The following is a 25577-nucleotide window of genomic DNA, read 5'->3' on the forward strand; positions in this document are numbered from 1 at the left end:
CGTTATGTATTATGGATTTGATATTGGCGGCACCAAGATTGCGCTCGGCGTGTTTGATAAAGACCTCAAACTGCAGTGGGAAACCCGCGTTCCCACGCCGCGCGACAGCTACGACGAATTTTTAACCGCCATTGCCGAGCTGGTGGCGCAGGCTGATGAACGCTTTGGCGTGAAAGGCAGCGTCGGCATTGGTATTCCGGGCATGCCGGAAACCGACGAGGGTACGCTGTACGCGGCCAACGTGCCTGCCGCCAGCGGTAAACCGCTGCGCGCCGATCTCTCCGCGCTCCTTGAACGCGACGTGCGTTTAGATAACGACGCCAACTGCTTTGCGCTCTCCGAAGCCTGGGATGATGAGTTCCGTCAATATCCGCTGGTGATGGGGCTGATCCTCGGTACCGGCGTCGGCGGAGGAATCGTCATCAACGGTAAGCCCATCACCGGCCGCAGCTACATCACCGGCGAGTTTGGTCATATTCGCCTCCCGGTGGATGCGCTGGAGGTCGTCGGCCGTGATTTCCCGCTGACCCGCTGCGGCTGCGGGCAGCACGGCTGTATTGAGAACTACCTGTCAGGCCGCGGGTTTGCATGGCTTTACGAACACTTCTATCATCAGAAACTTGAGGCCCCTCAAATCATTACCCTGTGGGAGCAAGGGGATGCGCAGGCGCGTGAGCACGTCGAGCGCTATCTGGATCTGCTGGCGGTGTGTCTGGGCAATATTCTCACCATCGTCGACCCGGATCTGCTGGTGATTGGGGGAGGGCTCTCAAACTTTACCGCGATTACGGAACGGTTGTCCGGGCGTTTGCCCCGACATTTATTGCCGGTTGCCCGCGTGCCGCGTATTGAACGCGCGCGACACGGGGACGCAGGAGGCATGCGCGGAGCCGCATTCCTTCATCTCACCGATTAGTTTACGAGGTTTCTATGCTGTCGCGTCGCCAGGGTCGACTCAGCCGTTTTCGCAAAAATAAACGCCGCTTGCGTGAGCGCTTGCGCCAGCGGATCTTTTTCAGAGACAGAATGATGCCAGAAGCGATGGATAAACCCAGAGTGGTGGTGCTGACCGGGGCGGGGATCTCCGCCGAGTCAGGTATTCGAACCTTCCGCGCGGCGGACGGGCTGTGGGAAGAGCACCGCGTGGAGGATGTCGCCACGCCGGAAGGCTTTGCCCGCGACCCGGATCTCGTGCAGGCGTTTTACAACGCCCGCCGTCGTCAGCTTCAGCAGCCTGACGTCGCGCCGAATGCGGCGCATCTGGCGCTGGCGAAGCTGGAAGAGGCGCTGGGCGATCGTTTTCTGCTGGTGACGCAGAATATCGACAACCTGCATGAGCGAGCCGGTAACAGGAACATCATCCATATGCACGGCGAGCTGCTCAAAGTTCGCTGCGCATGGAGCGGTCAGGTGCTGGACTGGAAAGAGGACGTGCTGCCGGAGGATAAGTGCCACTGCTGCCAGTTCCCGTCTCGCCTGCGTCCGCACGTGGTCTGGTTCGGCGAAATGCCGCTGGGAATGGATGAGATCTACAGCGCGCTGGCGATGGCCGACGTGTTTATCGCCATCGGCACATCCGGCCATGTTTATCCGGCGGCGGGGTTTGTCCACGAAGCGCGACTGCACGGCGCGCATACCGTTGAACTCAATCTTGAGCCAAGCCAGGTGGGCAGCGAGTTTGAAGAGAAACACTACGGCCTGGCAAGCACGGTTGTTCCGGAGTTTGTCGACAAGCTGCTGAAAGGGCTGTGACGCTCATGGCGTGAAAAGGCACCCGCTGGACGGGTGCCTTTTTATTTAAGAATGAAAGAAGGCCAGCGTCTTCTCCAGCGATTTAGCCTGCTCGTCCAGCGAGAGCGCCGCCGCAGAGATCTGCTGAACCAGAGAGGCATTCTGCTGGGTGGTGCTGTCCATTTGGTTGACGGCGGTACTGACCTGGCTAATCCCCCGATTCTGCTCGTCCAGCGCCTGAACAATGTCGTTGATGACCAGATGCACGTGCGACACCGCCTCAATCACCTGTTTCATCATTACGCCGGTCTCATTGACCAGCTCGACGCCTTTGCTGACGCGGCCTGAGGACTCGGCAATCAGCTGAGAGATCTCTTTGGCCGCGTTAGCGCTTCGCTGGGCAAGGTTGCGTACTTCACCTGCGACTACCGCGAAACCGCGTCCCTGTTCACCTGCGCGCGCCGCTTCAACGGCCGCATTCAGCGCCAGAATATTGGTCTGGAAGGCGATGCCATCGACGATACTGTTTATCTCACCGATCTTGCGCGCGCTCTCATCAATTTCGCCGATCACCACGACCACGTCGTTCACCAGCGTTTCGCCATGCCCCGCAAGACTCGCGGCGCGATCGGTCAGCGTGGTCGCCTTGTGGGCGTTATCGGCATTGTTCTTCACCGTAACCGAAATCTCTTCCATGCTGGCAGCGGTTTCAACAATCGCCGCCGCCTGTTCCTCGGTACGCGAGGCGAGGTCAAGGTTGCCCGCCGAAATTTCGCTGGTCCCGCCGTGCACGGAGTGGCTGGCTTCGCTGATGTTGTCGACGATGCGCTTGAGCTGCGTCTGCATGGTGTGCAGGGCATAAAAAATGCTGTGGGTATCTCCGGAGCGCACCGGGATGGTGTTGTTCAGATCCCCGCGGGCGACGGCCAGGGCGATCCCGGCGGCCTCGGAAGGTTCTCCCCCCACCGGACGATCAACCTTGCGGGTAAAGATCTGGGCCATCACCAGGCTAACCGCAACGATGCTTAACACCATCATGACGATGGCCTTCAGTAAAAATGCGCGCGCTTCGGCCATCACTTCGCTGACCGGGGTGATGATGGCGAGTTTCCACGGCGTCTGGCTATTACCGACGGCGATCGCCTGCCAGGTGATAAATACCTCTTCTTTCAGCAGCGGATCGTTTACCCGAGTGACGTCATGTCCTGCAATGTGACCCGCGTAAGGCTTGCCTGCCGCACCTTTTTCCGGGCTGGACACCACGTTATTGCCCGCAGACAGGAGCAGGGCGTAGCCTGTGCCGTTCCACGGTTTAATGGCGCCAATCATGGACTGCAGCGTGGCGAGCGAGAAGTCAGAGGTGACTGAGCCCAGAAACTGACCGTCACGCATGATGGGGGCGGCAATTGAGGTGAGCATCACGTCCACGCCGTTGTAGGGGTAAATATAGGGTTCGATGATCACATCTTTATGCCGCTGTTTCGGCAACAGATAGTAATCACCGCTGCCGGGCGTTTCGATGTCCGTCAGCAGGTGCAATGTCGGTTTGCCGGTGGCATCGCGGTCGACGTAGCGGGCGTAGCGCCCGGCAGGATCTTCGCCGCTCTGACCGGCAAAGACGGCATCTTTATCGTCAAACGCGTTGGGCTCAAAGGCCATCGACATGGAGAGAAACGACGGGTGAGCCGAGAGGAAGTGGACGAGCAGCTGGTTCAGGCTCTGGCGGTCGGAAATGCCCGCTTCGCGTAGCGCGAGGGCGCTGTTGCCCATATCCCGGGCGGCAGTCAGGGCAGAATCCAGCTGTTTGCTGACCTGTAAAGCGTGTACCTCGGCTATCTGGCGGATATGGTTTTTGGCCAGCACCTCTTGCTGCGCCATCCATTGCCACATCATAAACCCGATCGTTGCCGTAAAGCCCACCGTCACGGTGAGGAAAATGGACAATAGCATCAACGTCTTGACTCTTATTTTTTGTCTTCGGACCATGGCGTCTTTCATTCTCATCTCCCGTAATGTCGTGCATGTCGGGCAGGCACAAAGTACTTATCGGATATTTCATCCCCTTTCTGTAGAGCGAAGGATATATTTAATTTAAATCCAGACGATTAATTCCCGTTAATTAGTGTGGATGCTTTTATTTTGTGCATTCAATCAAAATAGTGCTCGATAAAACTCGTTATCGTCGTGTAGAAAGAGGATGCTAATAAATATAAAGTGGTAGAGGAGGATGGGATATGTACGGATTTATCGCGCGACAACCCATTTTTAACCCTGAAATGAATACCGTAGCCTATGAGCTGCTTTTCAGAGACGGGATGACAAATCGTTTTCCGGATGTGTCGGCAGAATATGCCACGTCCAGGATGATATCAGATCAGTTCTTATGTGTGCCGTCCCAGCGCATTGCCGGGGCACATACGTCGTTTATTAATTTCCCTTCAAGGATGGTTATTGACCGCAGTGGAGAAGCGCTTGATAAAGAGAGCGTGGTGATTGAAATCCTTGAAGATGCTGTGCCGGGGGCTGAACTGCTGCAGGCCGTCATGGAGATGAATGCGCACGGTTATCAGTTTGCGCTTGATGATTTCACCCTTGCGCCAGAATGGGATGTTTTTTTACCCTATATTTCAATCCTGAAATTCGACGTCAGAAATTATACCTTAGCGCAAATTAAAGCGTATCTGAAAGTACGTAAACATCTGACCGGTCATATTAAATATCTTGCTGAAAAAATTGAGACTAAAGAGGAATTCAACCAATACAGAGACGAGGGGTTTTCCCTTTTTCAGGGCTATTTTTTCTGCCGTCCGGAGGTCATTAAATATAAACGGCTGTCGCAAAATCAGCTGGCGATTTTTCGGCTGCAAATGGAGGTTGGACGCAATAAACCTGATTTTCGAATCATCGAGTCGTTGATAAAAACCGATCTCACGCTCTCTTATAAAATCATGCGCTATATGAAGCATACGGCGTTTAAGCATGTCGGCGCCTGTAATTTCAGCAAGTTAACCCTGAGCGAGGTGCTCAGGTATCTTGGCGAAAACCAGCTCCGACGGTTTGTTGCCGTCGTGGTCCTCGCCAGTGCGGGCAATGACACCGTCAGCGAGCTTTACCCGCTGAGCATGATGCGCGGCAAATTCTGCGAACTGCTGGCTGAGACGATGAACGAACCTACTCTGGCTGAAAATGCGTTCATGTGCGGCCTGTTTTCTCTGCTCGATACCCTCCTGGAGCTTCCGATGGCAGAGCTGATGAAGCAAATTGCGGTGCCGCAGAGCGTGAGCAACGCGCTGTGCCACCAGGAGGGACGGTTAGCCGACATGATTAACCTCTGCCGTTACTATGAACAGCAGCGGTGGGACGAGGCGACCCGGGTTCGTCAGGCGCTGGGCCTGTCAGATGAAGAGGTGGTTGAGGCGATGCGAAAGGCGACGCTCTGGGCTGGAGAGAATACGGTCAGTTAATCCTTCCTCACGCCGCGCAGGCGGCGTGAGGAAGAGCGCGATACCGGTTAGCGGCCCGCTTTTAACTTCTGGTAATACTCTTCGTAGAGGCGGCTGGCGTCGCCGACATCGTTCTGCCACTCACCTTTGCTGATGGTTTCCGCATCCGGGTAAAGCGACTTATCGTCAGCCACTTCAGGCTTCAGCAGCTTGCGTGCGGCCAGGTTTGGCGTCGGGTAGCCAATCGTCTCGGCAACCTGTTTCGCCACGTCCGGGCGCAGCAGGAAGTTAATCAGCTTCAGCGCCCCATCCACATTTTTCGCGTTAGCCGGAATGGAGAGGCTGTCCATCCAGAAAATCCCGCCTTCTTTTGGCCAGACCACCTCAAGCGGCGTACCGGCCTGGCGGGCCACATACGCGGAGCCGTTCCACACCATCCCCAGATTCACTTCGCCTTCCATATATGGGTTAGCCGGATTATCAGAGTTGAACGCCGCCACGTTAGGCATCAGCTTTTTCAGCTCGGCATATGCCGCTTCAATCTCTTTAGGATCCGTCGTGTTGCCAGAGTAGCCAAGCTTGCGCAGCGCCACCTGGAAGACTTCGCGCGCGTCGTCGGTCAACAGCAGGCTGCCTTTGTATTGCGGTTTCCACAGATCGGCCCAGCTGGTCACCGATTTCGGATCGACGGCCTCGCTGTTAACGCCAATCGCGGTTGCCCCCCAGATATACGGAATGGAGTAGTCGTTATTCGGGTCAAACGGCTTGTTGAGCATCTCCGGATCGAGGTTTGAAAAATGAGTTAGCTTCGTTTTATCGATCTTCTGGATCATGCCCTCTTTGCGCATTTTGTCGACAAAGTAGGTGGAAGGAACCACCAGATCGTACGCGCCATCTTTGTAGGTTTTGAGCTTGGCATACATGGTTTCATTCGACTCGTAGGTCGAGTAGATCACCTTGATGCCCGTCTCCTTGGTGAACTGCTCCAGCAGGCCCGGCGGCACGTACTCGGTCCAGTTGTAGAAGTAGAGCGTTTTGCTGTCATCAGCGTGCGCGGCACCCATACCAAGCACCAGCGCCGCAGCGGCGAGCATTTTTTTCATTTCATTGTCCCCTGAGATTTTGTTTTATCACGAGCAATAACCTGGCTGGCGATCACCAGAACCAGCGAAAACACCAGCAGAATGGTCGCCAGCGCGTTCACCTCAGGTGAAACGCCGACTTTCACCATCGAATAAATTTTCAACGGCAGAATTTCATAGCTCGGCCCGGTCACGAAGGAGGAGACCACCACGTCATCCATCGACAGGGTAAAGCTCAGCAGCCATCCGGCCGCCACGGCGGGCATCGCCAGCGGCAGGATGATTTTGCGCAGGATGGTCATCTCGCTGGCGCCCAGATCTTTCGCCGCCTCCAGCATGCGCACGTCGAACCCTTTCAGGCGCGCAAAGACGGTCACCACCACAAACGGCAGGCAGAAGGTGATATGGGAAAACAGCAGCGACCAGAAGCCAAGCTGTACGCCCAGCAGCATAAACAGCACCAGCAGCGAAATCGCCATCACGATGTCCGGCGACATCATCACCACAAACAGCATGCCGCTGACGAACGGCTTACCGCGAAAGCGATAGCGGTAGAGCGCCACGGCGGTCAGGGAGCCAATCAGCGTGGCGAAGGTGGCGGAGAAGATCGCCATCGTCAGCGAGTGCTGAGCGGCCTGCAGCAGGCTGTCATTGTTCATCAGCAGGCTGTACCAGTCGGTGGTAAATCCCTGCCAGTTAATCCCAAAGCGCGAGCTGTTAAACGAGTTCACGATCAAAATAATGATCGGGATATACAGGTAAGCGTAAATGGCGGTCATAAAACCGCCGCGAAGCAGTCGACCGATCATTCGAGTTCCACCTTCTTGTTCAGCAGCCGTGAGGCGCGCCAGTAAACCAGCAGCATCAGACCCATCACCACCGTCAACGTAATGCTGGTGGCGGAGCCGAACGGCCAGTCGCGAATGTTGAGGAACTGACTCTTGATCACATTCCCAATCAGCAGGTTTTTCGCGCCACCCATCAGGTCCGAAACGTAGAACAGACCCATGGCCGGAAGCATGACCAGCAGACAGCCCGCGATAATGCCGGGCATGGTCAGCGGAATGATAATGCGGATAAAGGTCTGGAACTTGCTGGCACCCAGATCTTTTGCCGCTTCCAGCAGCGGTTTATCCAGCTTCTCAATGCTGGAGTAGAGCGGCATCACCATAAACGGCAGCAGGATATAGACCAGACCCACAATTACCGCGCTCGGGGTAAACATGATGCGGATCGGCGTATCAATCACCCCCAGCCACAGCAGAAATTCATTGAGGTAGCCTTTGGTGCTGAGGAAGATTTTCAGCCCGTAGATGCGAATCAGCGAGTTGGTCCAGAACGGCACAATCAGCAGAAACAACAGCAGCGGACGCACCTTTTGCGGCAGACCCGCGAGGAACCATGCGAACGGATAACCCAGCACCAGGCAGGCAATGGTGGCAATCAGCGCCATATTGAGCGAATGCAGCAGCACGTCAAAATAGAGCGGATCGAGCAGGCGCGCGTAGTTGTCCAGCGTAAAAACCAGCGAAACGAAGTTTGTGTCGTCACGGGTCAGGAAGCTGGTGGCGATGATCATCAGGTTGGGTAAAAAGACAAACAACACAAGCCAACCGACGATCGTGGCAATCACCACATTCTGGAACTTACTTGTGTTCTTCATCAGCCAGTACAACCTCCCAGCTTTCTACCCAGTTGATAACCATTTTCTGGTCGAGAGAGTGGTCGAAGTCCGGGTCGTCCTCGTTAAAGAACTCGCTGACCATCACCATTTTGCCGTTCTCCAGCTCGACGACAGACTCCAGCGTCATCCCTTTGTAGTTGCGCTCGCGGATATAGCCGATTAACCCTTCGGCCTCGGCATTGCCGTGGATTTCATCGACGCGCAGATCTTCCGGGCGCAGCAGAACGTTGAGCTTTTGTCCCTTTTCGACGGGGAAATGCACCGTGATGGCGCACTCGCGTCCTTCGACGCACGCGCGAACGCGCTGGTCATCCAGACGCTCAATCACCGTGGCGTCGAAGATATTGATCTCACCAATGAAGCTGGCGACAAACAGATTTTTCGGCTCTTCGTAGATTTCACGCGGCGTGCCGTCCTGCTCGATTTTGCCGTCGCGCATCACCATGATGCGGTCGGACATGGTCAGGGCTTCTTCCTGGTCGTGGGTGACGAAGACAAAGGTAATGCCGAGCTTGCGCTGCAGGGCTTTAAGCTCGTTCTGCATCTGCTTGCGTAGCTTGTAATCCAGCGCGGAGAGGGATTCATCCAGCAGGAGCAGACGCGGCTTGTTGACCACGGCGCGGGCGATGGCCACGCGCTGCTGCTGGCCGCCGGAAAGCTGATGCGGTTTTCGCTGGGCAAACGTCTCGAGCTGCACCATGCGCAGGGCTTCGGTGACGCGCGGTTCGATTTCATTCGCCGGGATTTTTTGCATCCGCAGGCCAAACGCCACGTTTTCAAACACGGTCATGTGCGGGAAGAGGGCATAGCTCTGAAAGACAGTGTTGACGTGGCGGTCTTCGGCGGGAACCTGGGTGATGTCCTGGTTTTCAAGATGGATATGGCCGTTATCGACGCTCTCCAGCCCGGCGATAAGGCGCAGTACGGTGGTTTTGCCGCAGCCGGAGGGGCCAAGCAGCGTCAGAAACTCACCGTCATTGATGGTGAGAGTGAGGTCGGAAATGACGTCTTTGCCATCAAAACTTTTACGAATTCGTTCCAGTTGCACCAGCGGTGAACGTGAACGGGATTGTGTATTCAATTTTTGCGCTGTCCCATATAGACGCCTCAGGCAGCAGACTGAAGCGGGGTTTGTGTGTAACCACCTTGGTGACTCGTAATGAGGGCGGACATTCTACGGCAATCCCCCGCAATCGCCAATCCTTGTCACTGATTCATAAGCTACATTTACTAACGCATAACGATATAAACGGAAAATATTCTCGTTTGCGGGATAAAAGTGACCTGACGCAATATTTGCGTTTTGATGCTTATTGATAATGTTGTCACAAAAAGTGAGGGTGACTGCATGGATAAATTACTTGAGCGTTTTTTACAGTACGTTTCGCTGGATACCCAATCTAAGCCGGGTGTTCGCCAGGTGCCGAGCACCGAAGGCCAGTGGAAGCTATTAAACCTGCTTAAAGAGCAGCTTGACGCCATGGGGCTGGTCAATGTCACGTTAAGCGAGAAAGGCACTGTGATGGGAACGCTGCCGGCGAATGTCCCAGGCGACATTCCGGCGATTGGCTTTATCTCCCATGTCGACACCTCTCCGGATTTTAGCGGTAAACATGTGAACCCGCAGATTGTTGAAAACTACCGCGGCGGCGACATTGCGCTGGGCATTGGCGACGAAGTGCTCTCGCCCGTGATGTTCCCGGTGCTGCACCAGCTGCTCGGTCAGACGCTGATCACCACCGATGGTAAAACGCTGCTGGGGGCGGATGACAAAGCGGGCATCGCGGAGATCATGACGGCGCTGGCGGTGCTGAAGGGCAACGATATTCCGCACGGTGATATCCGCGTGGCCTTTACGCCGGATGAAGAGGTCGGCAAGGGCGCGAAGCACTTCGACGTGGACGCCTTTAACGCGCAGTGGGCGTATACCGTCGATGGCGGCGGTGTCGGTGAGCTGGAATATGAAAACTTCAACGCTGCATCGGTGACGATCAAAATTGTCGGCAACAACGTTCACCCAGGCTCTGCCAAAGGCGTCATGGTCAACGCGCTGTCGCTGGCGTCGCGTATTCATGCAGAAGTCCCGGCGGAAGAGAGCCCCGAACAGACCGAAGGGTATGAAGGTTTCTATCACCTGACCAGCATCAAAGGCACCGTGGACAGCGCGCAGATGCACTACATCATCCGCGATTTTGACCGTAAAGCCTTTGAGGCGCGCAAGCGTAAGATGATGGAGATCGCCAAGAAGGTGGGCAAGGGCCTGCATCCTGACTGCTATATCGAGCTCATCATCGAAGACAGCTATTACAATATGCGCGAGAAGGTGATGGCGCATCCGCATATTCTCGATATCGCCCAGCAGGCGATGCGCGACTGCGATATTGAACCGGTATTAAAACCGATTCGCGGCGGTACCGACGGTTCTCAGCTGTCGTTTATGGGACTACCGTGCCCGAACCTGTTTACCGGTGGCTATAACTACCACGGTAAACATGAGTTTGTGACGCTGGAAGGGATGGAAAAGGCGGTGAAGGTGATAGTGCGGATAGCTGAGTTGACCGCTAAACGCTAAAAAATGCCCGGTGGCGCTGCGCTTACCGGGCCTACGATCCGAATGTAGGCCGGGTAAGCGCAGCGCCACCGGGCAATGAGGCAAGGAGTGCCCATGTCAAACTACCGTCGCCATTACGTCCCCGGTGGCACCTGGTTTTTCACCGTTAACCTGCAAAACCGTCAGAGCGATTTGCTTACCCGCCATATCGATAGCCTGCGTTCCGCCACCTCAACGGTTAAGCGTGCGAAGCCCTTCACCATCAACGCGTGGGTTATTTTGCCTGAACATATGCACTGTATCTGGACCCTACCGGACGGGGACAGTGATTTTTCCGCCCGCTGGCGGGATATCAAAAAGACATTCAGCCGCAGCATCGACATGCGCTATATCTGGCAGCCACGATTCTGGGAGCACACTATCCGCAACGAAGAGGACTACCGGAGGCATGTGGATTACATTTATGTCAATCCGCTGAAGCACGGCTATGTGGGTAAAGTCAGCGACTGGCCGTATTCAACGTTTCATCGGGACGTGGCTGAAGGGTTGTATCCGGTGGATTGGGCAGGAGAGATTGAGGATTTTGCCGCGGGGGAGCGGAAGTGAAAAGCCGGGTGGCGGCTACGCCTTACCCGGCCTACAAAAGCTCGATCCCGTAGGCCCGGTAAGCGAAGCGCCACCGGGCACTAAAGCGACTCAGTCCTCAAAGAACCAGTACCCGCTGTTGACCAGCGCGGCCAGCATCGCGAGGAAGGACGGGTCTTCCAGCGCATCGCCAAAGGTATCCGCAGTCAGCACCAGATGGCTGGCAATCGCTTCCAGCGCCGGTCGGTGCGGAGAGTCCAGCTTCTCGCCGTTGACGAACACGTCCTCACCAATGCGCAGCACGCGCAACCCGCCCAGGCGCGTCAGCTTGTCGCCTTGCTGAAGCGCATCGTAAATCTCGTCCGCCTGATACGGCGGCTCCGGAGGCGCAACGTCCAGCTCGTGGCGGGACTGGCTAATAAACTCGCCAAACCACTGACGGAAATGTTCCGGCTCGTTGATCAGATCCAGCATCATGCCGCGCAGCTTATCCAGCTCCGCAGGCAGGATGTCTGTCGGGTGCTCACGCGCAGGCACGTCGGGATCGCTGTAACGATAGCTGCCCAGCTCGCGCTGCAGAACATAGTCGGCAAATCCGCTGATCATCTCGCGGCCGCTTGGCGCGCGGAACCCGACGGAGTAGTTGAGGGAGTTCTCCAGGGAGTAGCCTTCATGAGGGAATCCCGGCGGGATATAGAGAATGTCGCCCGGCTCCAGCTCTTCGTCGATAATCCCGTCAAACGGATCAACCTGAAGCAGGTCCGGATGCGGGCAGTGCTGCTTCATCGGCACTTTTTCGCCCACGCGCCAGCGGCGGCGGCCCGTACCCTGAATGATGAACACATCGTACTGGTCCAGATGCGGACCCACGCCGCCGCCCGGCACGGAGAAGGAGATCATCAGATCGTCCATGCGCCAGTCGGGCAGGGCGCGGAACGGACGCATTAATGCGGCCGTCGGCTCATGCCAGTGGTTGACAGCCTGTACCAGCAGCGACCAGTTGTTTTCACCGAGATGATCGTAGCTTTCGAAAGGACCGTGGCTAACCTGCCATTTCCCGTCCTGGTGGCTGACCAGGCGGCTGTCGACTTCGTTTTCCATGGCCAGACCGGCCAGCTCGTCAGGCGAGATAGGGTCGACAAAATTGCTGAACCCGCGTTTCAGAACGACCGGGCGTTTTTGCCAGTAACGTTCAATAAACTCGGGCCAGTTAAGCGTTAAGTGATAATCCATATTTTTTTATTCCGCAGGCTCTTACTGACTCGGATTATAACGGAAGCTCAGCCCCCCGGCTGCGAGATCCTCGCATTTTTCACATAACGGGTTAACTATCGTTCGATGTGGGCTGCTGGCGACCAAAAATGACCTCCATTCGCGCGCCGCCCAGCAAACTTTCGCTGGTTTCGATTTTCCCGTCGTACTGGTCGACAATCTCCCGGGCGACGGCTAATCCAACGCCCTGGCCAGGACGCAACGTATCGGCGCGCTGACCGCGATCGAACACCACATCACGTTTATTGCGCGGGATCCCCGGGCCATCATCCTCCACGATGATATGCAGTTCGTTATCCGTCTGGCGCGCCGACACTTCCACGAACTCCAGACAGTATTTGCAGGCGTTATCCAGCAGGTTGCCCATCACTTCCATGAAGTCATTTTTTTCACCCACAAAGCTTATCTCTGGCGAGATATCGAGGCTGATATTCACCCCTTTACGCTGATACACCTTGTTGAGGGCGGACGTGAGGTTATCCAGAAGCGGGGCGACCGGATGCAGCTCGCGGCTCAGCAGGGCGCTGCCGGAACGCATGCTGGCGCGGTGGAGGTAATAGCCAATTTGCTGGGAAATACGGCTGATCTGCTCCAGCATCACCGGCTCGGCATCGTCGACGCTCAGCTTCGAACTGCGCATGGAACGCAGGGTGCTTTGCATCACCGCGAGCGGGGTTTTCAGGCTGTGGGTCAGATCGGTAAGCGTCGTGCGGTATTTATCATAGCGTTCGCGTTCACTTTTCAGCAGGCGGTTGAGGTTACGCACCAGGCTGGTGAGCTCGCGGGTGGTTTCCGGATTAAGCTTTTCGCGATGATGTTCTTCCAGTTCGCGAACCTCTTTCGCCAGTGATTCAATGGGGCGCAGGCTCCACCACGCCGCTATCCACAGCAGCGGGATCACCAGCAGCAGATTTGCCGCCAGAACGTAGATGAACCAGCTCCAGACCATATAAGAACGCTTCAGCTCAACCGGAATGGTGTCGATCACCACGATGGTCAGCTGCGGCATGTTTAGCGTCGCCGGATAAAGGTTGATCGCAACGGAGTGCGTCATCTCCGTTTCGGCGTCGTCGGCGCGGATCTCGTTCAGCTTTTGCTGCAGGGAACGATCTTCACGGATCAGCGAGCTGGTGGTGTTGAGATCGGCTTCAATTTCGTGAAACCCGTTGGTTTTAAGCCACTCCGGACGAATGCTCTTGACCAGCCACGGAATGTCGCGCTGCGCCCACAGCAGCTTTCCCTTTTCGTTGTAAATCAGGGCCAGGGTGGGGCTTTGCTGATTAAGGTTTTCCGGCATTTCGACGGTGATTCGGTTATCTTCCCATTTCGCCAGGGTATAAAACAGATTGCTTTCGCCGCGTAAGAGACGAAAGGTCGTTTTATCGAAGCTGACGCTGTACCCCACCAGGGCGACCATGCCGTAGGAGAGCGACAGCACCAGCACCACCGCAGCCGTTGCCAGTAAAAAACGAACCCGCAGTGAGAGGGGTAGAAGATGACGCAAAATCCGTCTCATTTAGCGTAATTCAAACAGGTAGCCCTGACCGCGGACGGTGGTAATCACATCCTGCGGGTACTGGGCCTGAATTTTCTTACGCAGTCGTCCCATCAGCACGTCAATGGTATGGCTCTCGCGCAGTTCAGCGTCAGGGTAGAGCTGAAGCATTAAAGAATCTTTACTCACCACCTTGCCGCTGTTGCGGATCAGCGTTTCCATAATCGTATATTCGAATGCGGTCAGCTTGATGACTTCATCGTTAATTGAGAGCTCGCGGCGGGAGAGATCGACCTGGAAAGGCGGGATGGAAATAACCTGCGACGCCAGCCCGCTGTTGCGACGGAGCAGCGCCTGCATGCGGGCCGCCACCTCTTCAATATGGAACGGCTTAGTGACGTAATCATCTGCCCCCGCGCTCAGCACTTCAACCTTATCCTGCCAGCCTTCACGAGCGGTCAGCACCAGAACCGGCAGGGAAACATCGTGGCTGCGCCAGCGGCGAATCAACGACAGGCCGTCTTCGTCAGGCAACCCTAAATCGACAATGGCGATATCCGGCAGGTGTTCATTGAGATAATAATCGGCTTCTTTTGCATCTTCAGCATCGTCCACCTGATGTCCCATCTCCTGAAGCTGAACCTTCAGGTGATGGCGTAGCAATGCGTTATCCTCAACAACCAGTACGCGCATCATCTTTTCTCCCAGAATAAATAGTATGAATAGTTTAACGCTGATTATGGAGTTTGAAACCAGCGTCATGAAATTAAATGACTTTTTTAATACTCCCAATACTTTGGGGGCGTCCTGGGGGCACAGCTGTCGGCATCTGGTTGTTCAGCATGTTGACCTGGTCCTGGTTCATATCGCCGATCCACTTCGAATAAACCTCATACACCATGCGCGCATCCTCATGACCCATCTGGCTGGCGATAAAGGAAGGGTTAGCACCGGCCATAAGCGTCCAGCAGGCGTATGTGTGTCGGGACTGATAAGGATTTCTCTCACGTATTCCTGATAGTTTAGTGCCCCGTTTCCATCCATACGAAATCGAGTTTTTGGAAAAAAAGCTCTCATTCACTGACGATTTCTTTTCCGGGGAAAACACAAACCGCAGATTTTGTGGCTCGGTTTTGCCGATTTCCCGGTGATGGAAAATGATCTGCTGTCTTGGGTTATTGCCGGTGATTTCGAACTGCTCGAGCAGCGCATCATGAGCAGGTTTAAGCAGAGTAATCGTTCTGATACCAGCATCTGTTTTCGGCGGCACAAACACCCGCTTGTTCGTCAGGCTTCTTGATACGTGAATCTCACCTTTTCTCAGATCGATATCCTCCCACGCCAGAGCACAGATCTCGCCGGGCCTCATTCCCGTGTGGACGGCTACAATGATGATCAAAGCCAGTTTTCGGGGAAGGGCGGCAATTAGTGCCTGGTACTCATGAAGTAGAAGCGGATCGGGGTCTGCCTTAGATAGCTTGAGCCGGGATACGCCCTCATAAGGAGCGTGTAATATAAACTGACTTCGATTCGCAAGCTTCAGCATTTCTGATAAAACCGCCATCTGTTTATTGACTGTTGAGGGCGCGCGTCCCTTTTTAACCAGATTGGGCATTGAAGGGTTTAATACGCTGCCGGTCAGCAGCTCTTTGCGGTAATTCAGGATATCGGCGTGCTGAATTTCAGCCAGTGGGGTATTTTCTCCCACAACGCGTTTCAGTGTGTTAACTGCAGACGTTAGTGAATGCAGCGTAGCCCCCGACACCTCCAGTGACTTTGTATCAATGAAAAAATCGCTCAGCTCTTTAAATGTCGTGATCCGCTTGGTTGATGAGAATTTTTTAAGCGCCTTTGATTCAGGGAAGCGCGCTGCGTAGTCGAACTGGCCGAACTGGATCTCACTCACGATGACGGCGCGAAGGTTTCCCGCCTTCTTGATGTTGCTGCTGTTAACCACCCAGCCACGGAGAACTTCGCGGCAGCGAATGCCGCGAAAGGTAAACGTGATCCTTAATTTTCCGTTATGAAGTTCAACGCCGGTTGGAAAGTTCATCATGCTTCCTGAATAAATCTATTAATCAGCGGAAAGTTGTACCAGACCAAAGCGCGTTTGCTTTCTCCACCGGGTACCGCGGGTACTCGCTTAAAATGAACCCCTTCAATCCAGCTTCCGAGGCGATAAGCTTTTATTTGCCTGTCATCCAGCCCCGTTTTCTCAGTTAGCCTTCCCGCCACCATCCACTCTTCATCAAAAATGATTTGCGCCATGCTTAACTCCATGACGCCGCCACGATAACGCAGCGGCAGATAGTATATTGATTGCCAAAAATCACCGGCCAAGCCCTGGGAGACATTGCAGATGTCGGGCCCGGGTCATTGCCGTGGCCACATAGCTGCGGGGCCGGTTAACAACCTCGACAGTGATTTTTCTCCCGAGGATCCGCACGGTGTATAGCGTTTGCAAATGCTGCTTTCCGTGATCACCGAAAAGCTCATGATGACGCTTCAACACAACCGCGCATGCCTGCCGTCCTTCAGGATCGTCCTTGCATCGGTTAATCAGCCTCATAAAGCCTCCACGTGGGTGTTGAAGTTCTTATTCAGCGCTGATTCCATCCTCCTGATGCAGTCACGTATTCTCGTCATTTGGACTTCCGGGAACTGGCTTCGGCCCATTTCCTCCAGCACGCTGACAAGATGGTGATCTTGTGCCTTAGCGGCCAGAACGCGAGCGCATGCACGTAGCGATTCACCAATACGGCGTTTTTCTATGGCTGCAAAAGCGCGACACAGCTCCAGAGTTACCAGCGTGTCCGGGAATTCCGCATACCTGGTATTGGCGATGACTTCCTTTGCTTTACTCACTCTGCAACCTCCTGCTGACTGACAACGCTGCGGGCAAGTCCGGCGGCCATAGCCGGTAATTCGTCATACTGATTGCAATATGCCGGGTTGGAACATAAGCCCTGCAGTGCGGCAATGGTAAGCTGTTGCAGGTAGGTAATCGATGAAAGCGGCGCGTTTGTTTCAGCTACTGGTTCGGGCTCGGCATCCGGCTTTGCAGTAACGGCTGGAGGATCGAGTGCGACAGTTTTTGGTGGTGCCGGGCGGCGGTATTCCACGATCGCATCAAGCGCAATTTTCTGACGAACGCTGATATCATCAGACCACTGTTCAAGAATCGTAGTAGCAACGTCCTGTACTTCTTCATCACTGAAATCAGGCGACAGACAGAATTCAGTTGTGGTGATATCTGCAATCAGTAACGGGAAAATATGCTGGATGTCTTTACCCGTGGTGGTGATGAGATTTTCGATATCATCCTGGTCACCGATGTTTGTGCGCCCGGACATCAGCTCGTTTAATGCATGGGCAATTTCAATCTCGCGATCACTTAGCGCTGGTGGCACTTCCTGTTTTTCGACTTCATTTGAGGAGGTGGTTTTTATCAGAGCATCAACTGAGAAGACCCCGCCGCCAAGATTCTCCACCCGTGGCTGCTCGCTCTCTTGCTTTTCTGGTGCAGGGCTCTGAGCGAATGCCTCGTTGAGTTCTTTGTCGAGCTGTGCAGCTTTGCCCGGGCAAACTGCTGGTAGCACAGTTTCGCCCTGTACAGTCGATTCGGTTTCATCATTTTCTTTTTTCTCAGCATTAGTGCGAGGTTTAGGGCGGCAGGCAATATCTACCGTTTTCTGGTCAGGGTTCGCATGGTCACATTCAACCAGCTCGCGATTGATATACTCACGTAATGCGACAGGATCGATCCAGAGATCTTCCGGGGCGGATTTAATCAACGCGATTATGGCCGCGCGGGAATAGTCCAGAATGCCTGGGGTGCTACGCAGTTTTTTCCACCATGCTGTGAAGCGTGGATCCTGTTCTGCTTCGGCCATAGCTTTCGCTGGAATCATGTATTTATTCGGGATCCAGTAAATGTCGATCTCGTCGAACATACTCAGAATGGCAACTGCCACTTCGATACGCAGCGTTGAGAGGTTATGAACCAGATCCGGACTGCGGTCTGTCTTGTTGCCACCGCCAAGTGTGGCGCCGGTGTCTATACGGTTTTCATCTGTGGTGATGGCAGACTGAGGACGCTTATCAACCGGGGTATCGATCCACCTTGTGATCCGCCTTTTAATGTCCGGCCACTGGGTCGTTTCTTTAGTGTCCTCACGCACCCAGGCGAGCAACTGCTCCTGCCGTTCAGGTGTAAGCTCAAGCGCGCGTCTCTCTTTTGCCAGTGCTTCTGCAAGCTCGCGGGCAAAGCTGGGTTCATCATCATTCTTCAGATCGACGATCTGGCCATACTGCGCTGTGGTGATTCCTGGGACCGGGCCGAACAGTGCCAGACAAGCTGCTCGTGATGCCTGGTCGAGCTGCGCAACAGTTTTAATTTCTTCCACTGCCTTGTTGTCGTCCCATTCCGTCTTTTCTTCAGATTCAGGCTGTGGTGACGCAGCTGGTTCACCTGCATTCACATTCCAGATAGCCACGGTATCGAAAAATTCAGGTGAGAAAACATCAAGCTCAGGGCACGGTAAACCTTCTCGGTGCTCCCAGATTTTCACCTTAAAATAATCATCAATATGTTCTGGGTGCTCGGCCGCCAGCTTGCCGAAAATAACAGCTTCAGCAATGGCTTTTGTAGCCGAGTTTACTGCTGTAGCAAGCGGTTTTAAGTCTGGGTATTTTTTCAATGCTTTATCTTTTGGAAAATAAGCGCCGCCGAAAACTTTTAATTCAACAGACATAATTACCTCTATATTTTTTTGGAGGGTGATGTTTAGCGATATGGTTTTCGAATAACGCGCTTTACATTTTTTAACGCGTTACGTCTTTCTCTTTTTTCATTGCATTGCTCACATAAATAAATCGTGCGCTTAAAGGGGTATATATCTGTTTTCCTTTCATGCATTTCCGATTTTTTATATTCGTGGCAGCAAACAGCGCAATGACAAATGATGTAATCCATATCAGTTAAGTTGTTGGCGTTTGTGATCGTAATAAGACATGCCACAAGCGTTCTGCGCTTCTGCGAAGTTCACAGACAGCAAGCTAATGTGCTTTACAGCGCAAGCCGGGCAATGAAACTCACCGAGCACGTAGCCACCGTCAAGTACGACTGTTACAGGGCCTGACGATGGCAAATGAACCACACCTGAAATGGCACCGTTAATATTAAAGGTAGCAATCTCTTTATTTACGATAACAAGATTCAGCTCAACACTTGTAACGCTTACTTTCATTTTAAACTCCATGATTCAGGGTGTGAAAATCCCTGCCGTTTAAGGCATAGGTTTTAAATTGGTAAAATTAAATTACTTTTAAACTATTTCGCCATTCCTGATGAGGTTGGCGATGCACAACGAAATTTCTGTATTTCCGTAAGACCTTCCAGGCAGCATGACATCCGGCAACATCACGAAGAAATACTGAAGTGACGAGTTTTCCCTGTGCCCAGGCAATTTGTTGTTCCGGTGTTAATTGTGTCTTATCCATATATGAACACTCCACTAAGAAACCAGCTTTAAAAAGGGTGGTATATGCATGGACCACGGGAAACGCATATACCACCAAAACTACACGCAGCCTCATGTTGCGATTGCCCACAACTGGAAGCGCATTCCGCCAGTTAACAAACCGATCCCCATCAGTGAAAAGAGTAATACGCTTACATGTTGTGGACGATTCATCTGCCCTAGTCCGGCGGCGCCACCTCGCCAGGGCAGATGTAAAGGGCAGTTACGCTGCCAGCCGGCTTATTGGTCTGTGCAGGTATTTCAAGTCCTGCATCGCGGGGTTTGCTCTCCGCCCCAGGTTCTCCCCGCTATGCTTTAGCGCGCAACCTGAGAAAACCGCCTTCAAGCCGTTGGCTTACGCCACATTCAAGAAACTGCCTGGACGAACTCGGAAAAGCTCAGTGCTTCTTCACCCTCCGCCAGACTGTTGAAATACTCTTCGTATGCTTTTTCCATCTCGAACCCCTGTTTGCTGCTTTGCTTGGCTAATCACCCTTATCGCTGGGTAGGCGGAACGTTTACTGATTACTGCGTGTTTCGTTGGTCTAAGTTTATAAACAAATAAACCATAATGTAAAGTTAATAGTAAACAAAAAGGCGTGAAAAATTAGATGTGGTTGAATTTGGAGAAAAAAAAGACCGCAACATGCGGTCTTTAGGGGAGTTAGTCTATTTCGAGGTCTTTGAGCATCTGAAGGATTTCTTGTTTGCTCTTGCCTTTCAGCCTTGCCTTGAGCTCATTGTCTATGGAGTTAACTTGGGCCCTGAGGTTTACCATGTGCTGCTCTTTTTCCCATTCAGCAAGGCTGTCGAAAAGGTCTAGCAGTTCTTCATGGCGCGCGTCAAATGGACGAGGGGATCTTATCTCTTCACCCATAGGTTCTTCATCAAGATAACCAGGAGCCATGCCGTAATCTCTTTCAATACGGCGCGCAGCTCTCTCGCCGAACGACGCTTTGCCGTTGATCAGCTGTGAAAGGTAGCTCTTCTCTTTCTCCGGCAGGGTTCTGCTGGAAAACCATGCCGCTAGGCGCTTACGCCTGATTTCTTTTGTGTCCATGCAGTCATTTTGATTAGTAATTTCTAAACAAGCAAAAACTTGACATTAATGTTTAGTGGTTTATAAACTTATAACTCAACACACAGGAGCAATTATGCAACTCAATGACTTTTTGAAAGCCGGTGGGCCAAAGATCCGCAAGGCGCTGGAGCAACATCTTGGGATATCGAAATCTTACCTCTCCCAACTGGCAACGGGGCGGGCTGCTATTTCGCCAAGTCGATGCATCGTTATCGAAACCTTCACCGATGGGAAGGTTTCTCGATCTGATATGCGTCCAAGCGATTGGGCTGAAATTTGGCCTGATTACAAGCCAGAAAATACCACAGCAGCTCAGGAGGATACTGAGTGATGGAAATCAAAAAGCTGGCATGCGAGCTGGAGTCCTGGGCGCAGGAAAAGGGCTGGAAGACGGTCACGCAGCTGATAACCCCGCATCACTTTGGCGATCTGCTTCAGCCACTGGATAACGTGACGGATCCTGACGAGTACGCGCGCCGACTGCACAACAACAAGCAGATTATTCAGCGCGCCTTCAGAAACGATACGCCGAATTATCTCAAGCAGGCAGAGGCGCTGAGCTATGCGGTGCGCGCCGCGATTGATAACGAGCTGGAGCAGAAGGACTGCATGCTCTACCGGGCTGCCAGGGTTAACAAAGAGTGTATCGAAGCTACCAACGCGGTATTCACCGGGAAACCGCAACCGGTAATCAGGCGTGAAACTCTGGAAGCGATAGACGCGCTGGCGCAGCTGGTCGGCGTCAAGGTGAAGCTGGTTTCGACTTGTTCAAACGTAGCCTAGTTCAGTTGTATTGAGGTGTTCTATGAGCATGGAACTGATGGTTCAGGCGATGAAGGTCAAGGTAGGAAACCCGCTTCGTAAGCTGGTCCTGCTTAAGCTGGCCGATAACGCAAGTGACCAGGGCGAATGCTGGCCGAGCTATCAGCATATCGCTGATCAGTGTGAGATCAGCCGTCGTTCCGTCATGAATCATGTTGCCGCGCTTTGCGAGTCTGGACTGATGCGAAAAGAGACCAGATCGGGGCCTAAAGGCAATGGCAGCAATTTCTACCGACTAACCCTGAGCGGTGCAAATACCAGTGCTAGGGTAGTGCAGGAGATTCACCAGGATGGTGAAGCAAATTCACCAGGGGCTGGTGCAGGAGATTCACCAGATGGTGCAACACATTCACCAGGGGATAGTGAAGGAGATTCACCCAGAATCAGTCACTCTTCTGAACCAGTCAAAGAACCAGAAAATACTTCTTGTCCGGACGCTCCGCCGTCGGACGGAAAATTGACAAAAACCGATTTTTTAAAGCGCCACCCAGATGCGGTGGTCTACAGCCCTGCAAAACGCCAGTGGGGCAGCCAGGAAGATTTGACCTGTGCGCAATGGATTTGGAGGCGCGTGCTGAAACTCTACGAGGAGGCCGCAACCTTTGACGGCGAGATCGTTCGTCCGAGAGAGCCGAACTGGACGGTCTGGGCGAATGATGTTCGTCTAATGCGCACCCTTGATGGCCGTAGCCACAAGCAAATTTGTGAAATGTTCAAGCGCGTTCAGAGCGATACGTTTTGGGTTCGCCAGGTGAAATGCCCGGCCAAACTCCGCGAAAAATGGGATGACCTGATTATCCGCCTGTCGGCACCGGGCACAGGGCATTACCAGGCTGGTGGACGGGATATCAATCAGATCTCCCGTCCTGATAACACCGTTCCGCCAGGATTCAGGGGGTAAGCATGCAAAACGCAGGTTCGATTCTCGATCGCCTTCGCCGTGTGATTCCGGCAGGCATTGAACCCAAATTCAAAAACGCAGCTGAGCTGATGGCCTGGCAGCGCGAAGAAGGGCAAAAGCGCGCAGCGGAGATAGACAAGATCAACCAGCAGGCGCGGGCAGAGAAAATTTTCGGGCGATCCGGAATCCAGAACCTGCACCGCAGCTGCAGCTTCGCGAATTACACGGTGGAGGGTGACGGCCAGCGGCATGCTCTGAGTATGGCAAAGAGCTATGCGCAAAATTTTGGTACCGGGTTCGCCAGTTTCGTTTTCACCGGAAAGCCTGGTACCGGGAAAAACCACCTTTCAGCGGCGATCGGCAACTACCTGCTGAAGCAGGGGAAAACGGTTCTGATTGTGACTGTGCCGGATCTGACCCTGCGCGCCCGGGCCTGCTACGACGAAGGGCAGTCTGAAGCCGCGTTGTTGGATGACCTCTGCAAAGTGGATCTGCTGGTGCTCGACGAAGTCGGCATTCAGCGGGATAGCCGCGGCGAGAAAGTTTTATTGAACCAGATTATCGATCGCCGCCTGGCCGCAATGCGCCCGGTTGGCGTTCTGACCAACCTGAATTACGACGCGCTGGTAGAAACCCTGGGTGAAAGGGTTGTTGACCGCCTGCGCATGGATAACGGCATTTGGGTGAATTTTGACTGGGAGAGCTATCGCGGAAACGTTAGCCACCTGAGACCTGTTAAGTGAATTTTGAGGAGAAAATTATGGAAACCGTACTGGATGCACTGAAAGCCATGAAAAAAGCGACATATCGCGAGATTGCTGCCCGTCTGGATATCGAGCCCGTTGAAGCGCTGAACATGCTGCGCGAGCAGAAAGAACAGGGGTTATGTGATTTTTACGATGGGGCATGGTCTCTTGGTACCATGCAAGAGCAGGCCAGGCAACCGACCAAACCGCAGGTAGCGGCGTCAGCACGTCAGGATCCGCGCCTGAAAGGTGATGAACCAGCACCGGTTGATGCTGTGACCATCCGCCAGCTGCTTGGAACGAGCGGCGCTATGACCACCGCGTCGCTAGCTGCAGCTGTAAATCGTAATGCCCGCGGCATGGTCTCTGTAATGCTGTCTTTTGAGCGCCAGGGCGTGGTTATCAAAAATGGGAAGGGGAAGGGCGTGACATGGTCTCTGCCTGGAGCCGGTGAGGCCGTAGGCACTACAGCCGAAGCTGCGCAGCCAGAAAAAACAACTGCAGAAATTATTGAGACCATCCCGGCATTTGCTTCCCGTCCGGATGACCTGATTATTCCGTCATCCCGTTATATCTCCAGTGAAATCCGCCGAACAAAAGCGAAGCTGTCAAACCTGCAGCGTCTGCAGGGGGCTGTTCGGGAGCTGCGCCGCCATAAGCATCTGCTGGAGGGGCTGGGGAATGAATAATTTACCGAAATGTCCTCAATGCGGCATGGCCCCTTCACTGAGGGTTCGCAGTCGGGGAATGAACTGGGGTTCGGCAGAGGTCCGTTGTTCGAACGGTTGTCCTGGCATCCGGGCGGGATTTTCGTTCCCGCCTAATGGTGAGGCAGCGGCCCGGCGGTTGCTCCAGGAAAAATGGAAAGAGTTGGTGGGAGGGCTTAACGATGCCGAGACCAAAAAAAAAGAGTAAGCGCGCTCAAATCTTCACCAGGATCATTGAGTTGGTGAAAGAGCATGACCGTATCACGACAAAGGATGTCGTGGCGATGTTCAACCTTCATCGGACATCATCAGAGAAATACCTGCGTCTCGCCTTTCAGCGGGGCGAATTGATTCGAAACGGGCGCTGCGGCATCTTACGGGACAAGCGGGCGATTGTAGACTTCGACCGTGAGTGTTACAAGAACCAGCAGTTATTTACATGCTGTGGTCCAGGACATGTTATAACCGAGCTAACAAACACGACACTCTAATAGATAACGAGGCACAAGAATGAAATTACGCATCATAAAAGCGATCGGCCTCAGCAGATTTTCACCAAGATGGATTAAGGTTATTTGCCTTCAGATGATTAAACATGACATTGATCGCTCCCTCAACATACTTCTTGAGGGCATTGATGTGTCAAATTTAACCCCTGAGCAAAAGAAAAGGCTTCAGGAATGTGTTGAAAAACTCAATTCTGCAAGAGGTAAGGCGATGCAGGCATGAGTTGCTACTTAGAACCTCCCGAGGCAGTAGACCCATTACTCCAATTCACTACTAAGCGGATCGTTGAACAGAAAGCCTGCTGTTGGCGGATGTATCTGAAACTGTATGGCCTATTGGAGTAAGTTTGGTCTTGTCGTAAGGCAACGCCGCCGGCCAAACAGCCGGCGGCTTTATTCTATTCAGGATCTGTAAGAGCCAGTTCGAAAGTGCCACCTTTTTTAGGCATAACCTGATCTACCATTTTGACAAATTTATTCCATCCATAGCCATTGGCTATAGAAAGTCGCTGTATCATTATTATCGAATGTAGATGTTGCGCCAACATAGGATTACCTACGTCATCGGTTAGCCACTGATGAAGCTTGTTTTTTCTATTCCCCTTATCATCTTTGGGGGTCTTCTTTTCAAGCTCTTCCAAAATGCTATCGCCAAGACGTTCGTAAATCAGATCCCGAGTGTAATGAGCAACGACACTGAACCTGTTTTTAGACATGCCTGACCATTTCCAACCTCTAAGCTTATAAATATTCTCATAAAACTCGTCAGGAAATTTCTTCGCCCATGCGGCGAGCTCCTTGCTTATGACCTTATCTAAAAAAGCCTGTAAAGCATCCCGTGGTCGAACTTCTTGGTACCCTGTTGCCTCATCTACAAGTGCGATGATGCCAACTTTTGCCAACGAACGTACTAAGATTTCTGCTTTACGTGCTGTATCTAACTGGTTTGAACGGGTAATAACGCCTTCTTCTCTAGCCTTTAAATAAACATCACATACCAAAGGCAAGATAGACGCGTCATAGCCTTCGACTAACACATCTGAAAGAGAGCGATATTTCACCCTATTGATCACACCTTTAAGGTCTTCAGAAATAAAGGGTCTTAGGTTGATTGCATCCATAAAAGCAGGCATAACGATCTCACCTTCTGGTGCTGATTTCACACCTCGCGTCGGGCGACCAAAAGCTTTAAATACAGAGCCTTGCGAAATTATTCGTTTGCCATCTTCTAAAACTGCCACGTCAAGCTCTGCATCCCCGATCTTCAGAATGCCCTCATGTTTGGCTGTGTGTATGGTGATAGCTTCCTTTTCTTTTTGCCACCTGGCATTTGCAGCTTTAGATGCCACGTTACTACGTTGTTCTGGGCTTAATTTCGATGCTCGAGCCTTACCGCCTAAAGATTGTGGTGTTTTATCATGTTTCATTATGTGTACCAGTAGGAGAGGG

General features: G+C 53.1%; 29 protein-coding genes. 12 read left to right on the top strand and 17 right to left on the bottom strand.

The window, feature by feature from the left end:
* Positions 1–4 precede the first annotated feature (4 nt).
* Both nagK and cobB read left to right on the top strand, forming a co-directional pair.
* A complete protein-coding gene (gene nagK / locus L362_RS18460) occupies positions 5–916 on the top strand; it encodes an N-acetylglucosamine kinase (protein WP_023343768.1) in 912 nt (303 codons plus the stop codon).
* A 14-nt stretch (positions 917–930) separates the two neighbouring features.
* Entirely contained in the window at positions 931–1752 is an 822-nt protein-coding gene (gene cobB, locus L362_RS18455; RefSeq protein WP_008500769.1) for a Sir2 family NAD+-dependent deacetylase, read from the top strand.
* 45 nt (positions 1753–1797) lie between these two features.
* Here the strand turns inward: cobB and L362_RS18450 are convergent, their stop codons facing one another.
* Positions 1798–3729 carry a methyl-accepting chemotaxis protein gene (locus L362_RS18450; RefSeq protein ID WP_023343769.1) on the bottom strand — a complete coding sequence of 644 codons (1932 nt, stop codon included), beginning with the start codon at positions 3727–3729 and terminating at the stop codon, positions 1798–1800.
* A 236-nt stretch (positions 3730–3965) separates the two neighbouring features.
* On the opposite strand from L362_RS18450, the gene L362_RS18445 reads away from it, so the two are divergent.
* Positions 3966–5195 (top strand): EAL and HDOD domain-containing protein, encoded by a 1230-nt coding sequence (locus L362_RS18445; RefSeq protein WP_023343770.1) that lies wholly within the window; start codon positions 3966–3968, stop codon positions 5193–5195.
* 47 nt (positions 5196–5242) lie between these two features.
* On the opposite strand, the gene potD is transcribed toward L362_RS18445, so the two are convergent.
* The 4 genes from potD to potA are packed head-to-tail and all read right to left on the bottom strand — an operon-like array spanning position 5243 to position 9051.
* Positions 5243–6277 carry a spermidine/putrescine ABC transporter substrate-binding protein PotD gene (potD, locus tag L362_RS18440; RefSeq protein WP_023343771.1) on the bottom strand — a complete coding sequence of 345 codons (1035 nt, stop codon included), beginning with the start codon at positions 6275–6277 and terminating at the stop codon, positions 5243–5245.
* The gene (gene potC / locus L362_RS18435; protein ID WP_008500765.1) at positions 6274–7065 is read right to left on the bottom strand and encodes a spermidine/putrescine ABC transporter permease PotC; all 792 of its coding nucleotides are present in this window, start codon (positions 7063–7065) and stop codon (positions 6274–6276) included. Before potC ends, potD begins: the two co-directional genes overlap by 4 nt.
* Positions 7062–7919 carry a spermidine/putrescine ABC transporter permease PotB gene (gene potB / locus L362_RS18430; RefSeq protein WP_023343772.1) on the bottom strand — a complete coding sequence of 286 codons (858 nt, stop codon included), beginning with the start codon at positions 7917–7919 and terminating at the stop codon, positions 7062–7064. The genes potC and potB overlap by 4 nt, the downstream gene beginning before the upstream one ends.
* Positions 7903–9051, bottom strand: coding sequence for a spermidine/putrescine ABC transporter ATP-binding protein PotA (gene potA, locus L362_RS18425; RefSeq protein ID WP_196231162.1), 1149 nt, complete (start codon positions 9049–9051; stop codon positions 7903–7905). Before potA ends, potB begins: the two co-directional genes overlap by 17 nt.
* A gap of 237 nt (positions 9052–9288) precedes the next feature.
* On the opposite strand from potA, the gene pepT reads away from it, so the two are divergent.
* Positions 9289–10512 carry a peptidase T gene (gene pepT / locus L362_RS18420; RefSeq protein WP_023343774.1) on the top strand — a complete coding sequence of 408 codons (1224 nt, stop codon included), beginning with the start codon at positions 9289–9291 and terminating at the stop codon, positions 10510–10512.
* A 93-nt stretch (positions 10513–10605) separates the two neighbouring features.
* Positions 10606–11097 (top strand): REP-associated tyrosine transposase, encoded by a 492-nt coding sequence (locus tag L362_RS18415; protein WP_023343775.1) that lies wholly within the window; start codon positions 10606–10608, stop codon positions 11095–11097.
* Between the two features lie 90 nt (positions 11098–11187).
* On the opposite strand, the gene L362_RS18410 is transcribed toward L362_RS18415, so the two are convergent.
* The 11 genes from L362_RS18410 to L362_RS18365 all read right to left on the bottom strand — a co-directional run bounded on the left by L362_RS18410 (position 11188) and on the right by L362_RS18365 (position 20425).
* Entirely contained in the window at positions 11188–12309 is a 1122-nt protein-coding gene (locus L362_RS18410) for a ribosomal protein uL16 3-hydroxylase (protein WP_023343776.1), read from the bottom strand.
* A gap of 91 nt (positions 12310–12400) precedes the next feature.
* Positions 12401–13864 (bottom strand): two-component system sensor histidine kinase PhoQ, encoded by a 1464-nt coding sequence (gene phoQ / locus L362_RS18405; protein WP_008500759.1) that lies wholly within the window; start codon positions 13862–13864, stop codon positions 12401–12403.
* Positions 13865–14536, bottom strand: a complete 672-nt coding sequence (gene phoP / locus L362_RS18400; protein ID WP_025911763.1) for a two-component system response regulator PhoP — start codon at positions 14534–14536, stop codon at positions 13865–13867.
* 73 nt (positions 14537–14609) lie between these two features.
* On the bottom strand, positions 14610–15896 hold the full coding sequence (locus tag L362_RS18395; protein WP_023343777.1) for a site-specific integrase: 1287 nt from the start codon (positions 15894–15896) through the stop codon (positions 14610–14612).
* Complete coding sequence (xisR, locus tag L362_RS18390; RefSeq protein WP_023343778.1) at positions 15896–16111, bottom strand: excisionase family protein; 216 nt, start codon at positions 16109–16111, stop codon at positions 15896–15898. The genes L362_RS18395 and xisR overlap by 1 nt, the downstream gene beginning before the upstream one ends.
* Positions 16112–16172: 61 nt before the next feature.
* Entirely contained in the window at positions 16173–16412 is a 240-nt protein-coding gene (locus L362_RS18385) for a DUF4060 family protein (protein ID WP_023343779.1), read from the bottom strand.
* Positions 16409–16708 (bottom strand): DUF7740 domain-containing protein, encoded by a 300-nt coding sequence (locus L362_RS18380; RefSeq protein ID WP_023343780.1) that lies wholly within the window; start codon positions 16706–16708, stop codon positions 16409–16411. The genes L362_RS18385 and L362_RS18380 overlap by 4 nt, the downstream gene beginning before the upstream one ends.
* The gene (locus L362_RS18375; RefSeq protein WP_023343781.1) at positions 16705–18597 is read right to left on the bottom strand and encodes an exonuclease family protein; all 1893 of its coding nucleotides are present in this window, start codon (positions 18595–18597) and stop codon (positions 16705–16707) included. Before L362_RS18375 ends, L362_RS18380 begins: the two co-directional genes overlap by 4 nt.
* A 222-nt stretch (positions 18598–18819) precedes the next feature.
* Positions 18820–19092: a hypothetical protein gene (locus L362_RS18370; protein ID WP_023343782.1), complete on the bottom strand. Its 273-nt coding sequence runs from the start codon at positions 19090–19092 to the stop codon at positions 18820–18822.
* Between the two features lie 67 nt (positions 19093–19159).
* Positions 19160–19345 carry a hypothetical protein gene (locus L362_RS24545; protein ID WP_126345250.1) on the bottom strand — a complete coding sequence of 62 codons (186 nt, stop codon included), beginning with the start codon at positions 19343–19345 and terminating at the stop codon, positions 19160–19162.
* A gap of 684 nt (positions 19346–20029) precedes the next feature.
* Positions 20030–20425 carry a hypothetical protein gene (locus tag L362_RS18365; protein ID WP_023311188.1) on the bottom strand — a complete coding sequence of 132 codons (396 nt, stop codon included), beginning with the start codon at positions 20423–20425 and terminating at the stop codon, positions 20030–20032.
* Positions 20426–20519: 94 nt separating this feature from the next.
* On the opposite strand from L362_RS18365, the gene L362_RS18360 reads away from it, so the two are divergent.
* The 7 genes from L362_RS18360 (at position 20520) to L362_RS18330 (ending at position 24351) form a co-directional block, all read left to right on the top strand.
* Positions 20520–20777 carry a transcriptional regulator gene (locus tag L362_RS18360; RefSeq protein ID WP_023343784.1) on the top strand — a complete coding sequence of 86 codons (258 nt, stop codon included), beginning with the start codon at positions 20520–20522 and terminating at the stop codon, positions 20775–20777.
* The gene (locus L362_RS18355) at positions 20777–21229 is read left to right on the top strand and encodes a hypothetical protein (RefSeq protein ID WP_023343785.1); all 453 of its coding nucleotides are present in this window, start codon (positions 20777–20779) and stop codon (positions 21227–21229) included. Before L362_RS18360 ends, L362_RS18355 begins: the two co-directional genes overlap by 1 nt.
* A 22-nt stretch (positions 21230–21251) precedes the next feature.
* Entirely contained in the window at positions 21252–22169 is a 918-nt protein-coding gene (locus tag L362_RS23615) for a helix-turn-helix domain-containing protein (protein WP_023343786.1), read from the top strand.
* 2 nt (positions 22170–22171) lie between these two features.
* On the top strand, positions 22172–22912 hold the full coding sequence (locus L362_RS18345; protein WP_023343787.1) for an ATP-binding protein: 741 nt from the start codon (positions 22172–22174) through the stop codon (positions 22910–22912).
* A gap of 17 nt (positions 22913–22929) precedes the next feature.
* Positions 22930–23604 carry a DUF1627 domain-containing protein gene (locus tag L362_RS18340; RefSeq protein WP_023343788.1) on the top strand — a complete coding sequence of 225 codons (675 nt, stop codon included), beginning with the start codon at positions 22930–22932 and terminating at the stop codon, positions 23602–23604.
* A gap of 200 nt (positions 23605–23804) precedes the next feature.
* Positions 23805–24113: a DUF977 family protein gene (locus tag L362_RS18335; RefSeq protein ID WP_023343789.1), complete on the top strand. Its 309-nt coding sequence runs from the start codon at positions 23805–23807 to the stop codon at positions 24111–24113.
* Positions 24114–24132: 19 nt separating this feature from the next.
* Positions 24133–24351 carry a hypothetical protein gene (locus L362_RS18330; protein WP_023343790.1) on the top strand — a complete coding sequence of 73 codons (219 nt, stop codon included), beginning with the start codon at positions 24133–24135 and terminating at the stop codon, positions 24349–24351.
* Between the two features lie 175 nt (positions 24352–24526).
* Here L362_RS18330 and L362_RS18325 read toward each other — a convergent pair whose 3' ends face one another.
* Positions 24527–25555 carry a P63C domain-containing protein gene (locus L362_RS18325; protein ID WP_023343791.1) on the bottom strand — a complete coding sequence of 343 codons (1029 nt, stop codon included), beginning with the start codon at positions 25553–25555 and terminating at the stop codon, positions 24527–24529.
* Positions 25556–25577: the final 22 nt, after the last annotated feature.

The sequence above is a fragment of the Enterobacter sp. MGH 16 genome, from assembly GCF_000493175.1.
In the GTDB taxonomy this organism is placed as follows: domain Bacteria; phylum Pseudomonadota; class Gammaproteobacteria; order Enterobacterales; family Enterobacteriaceae; genus Enterobacter; species Enterobacter roggenkampii.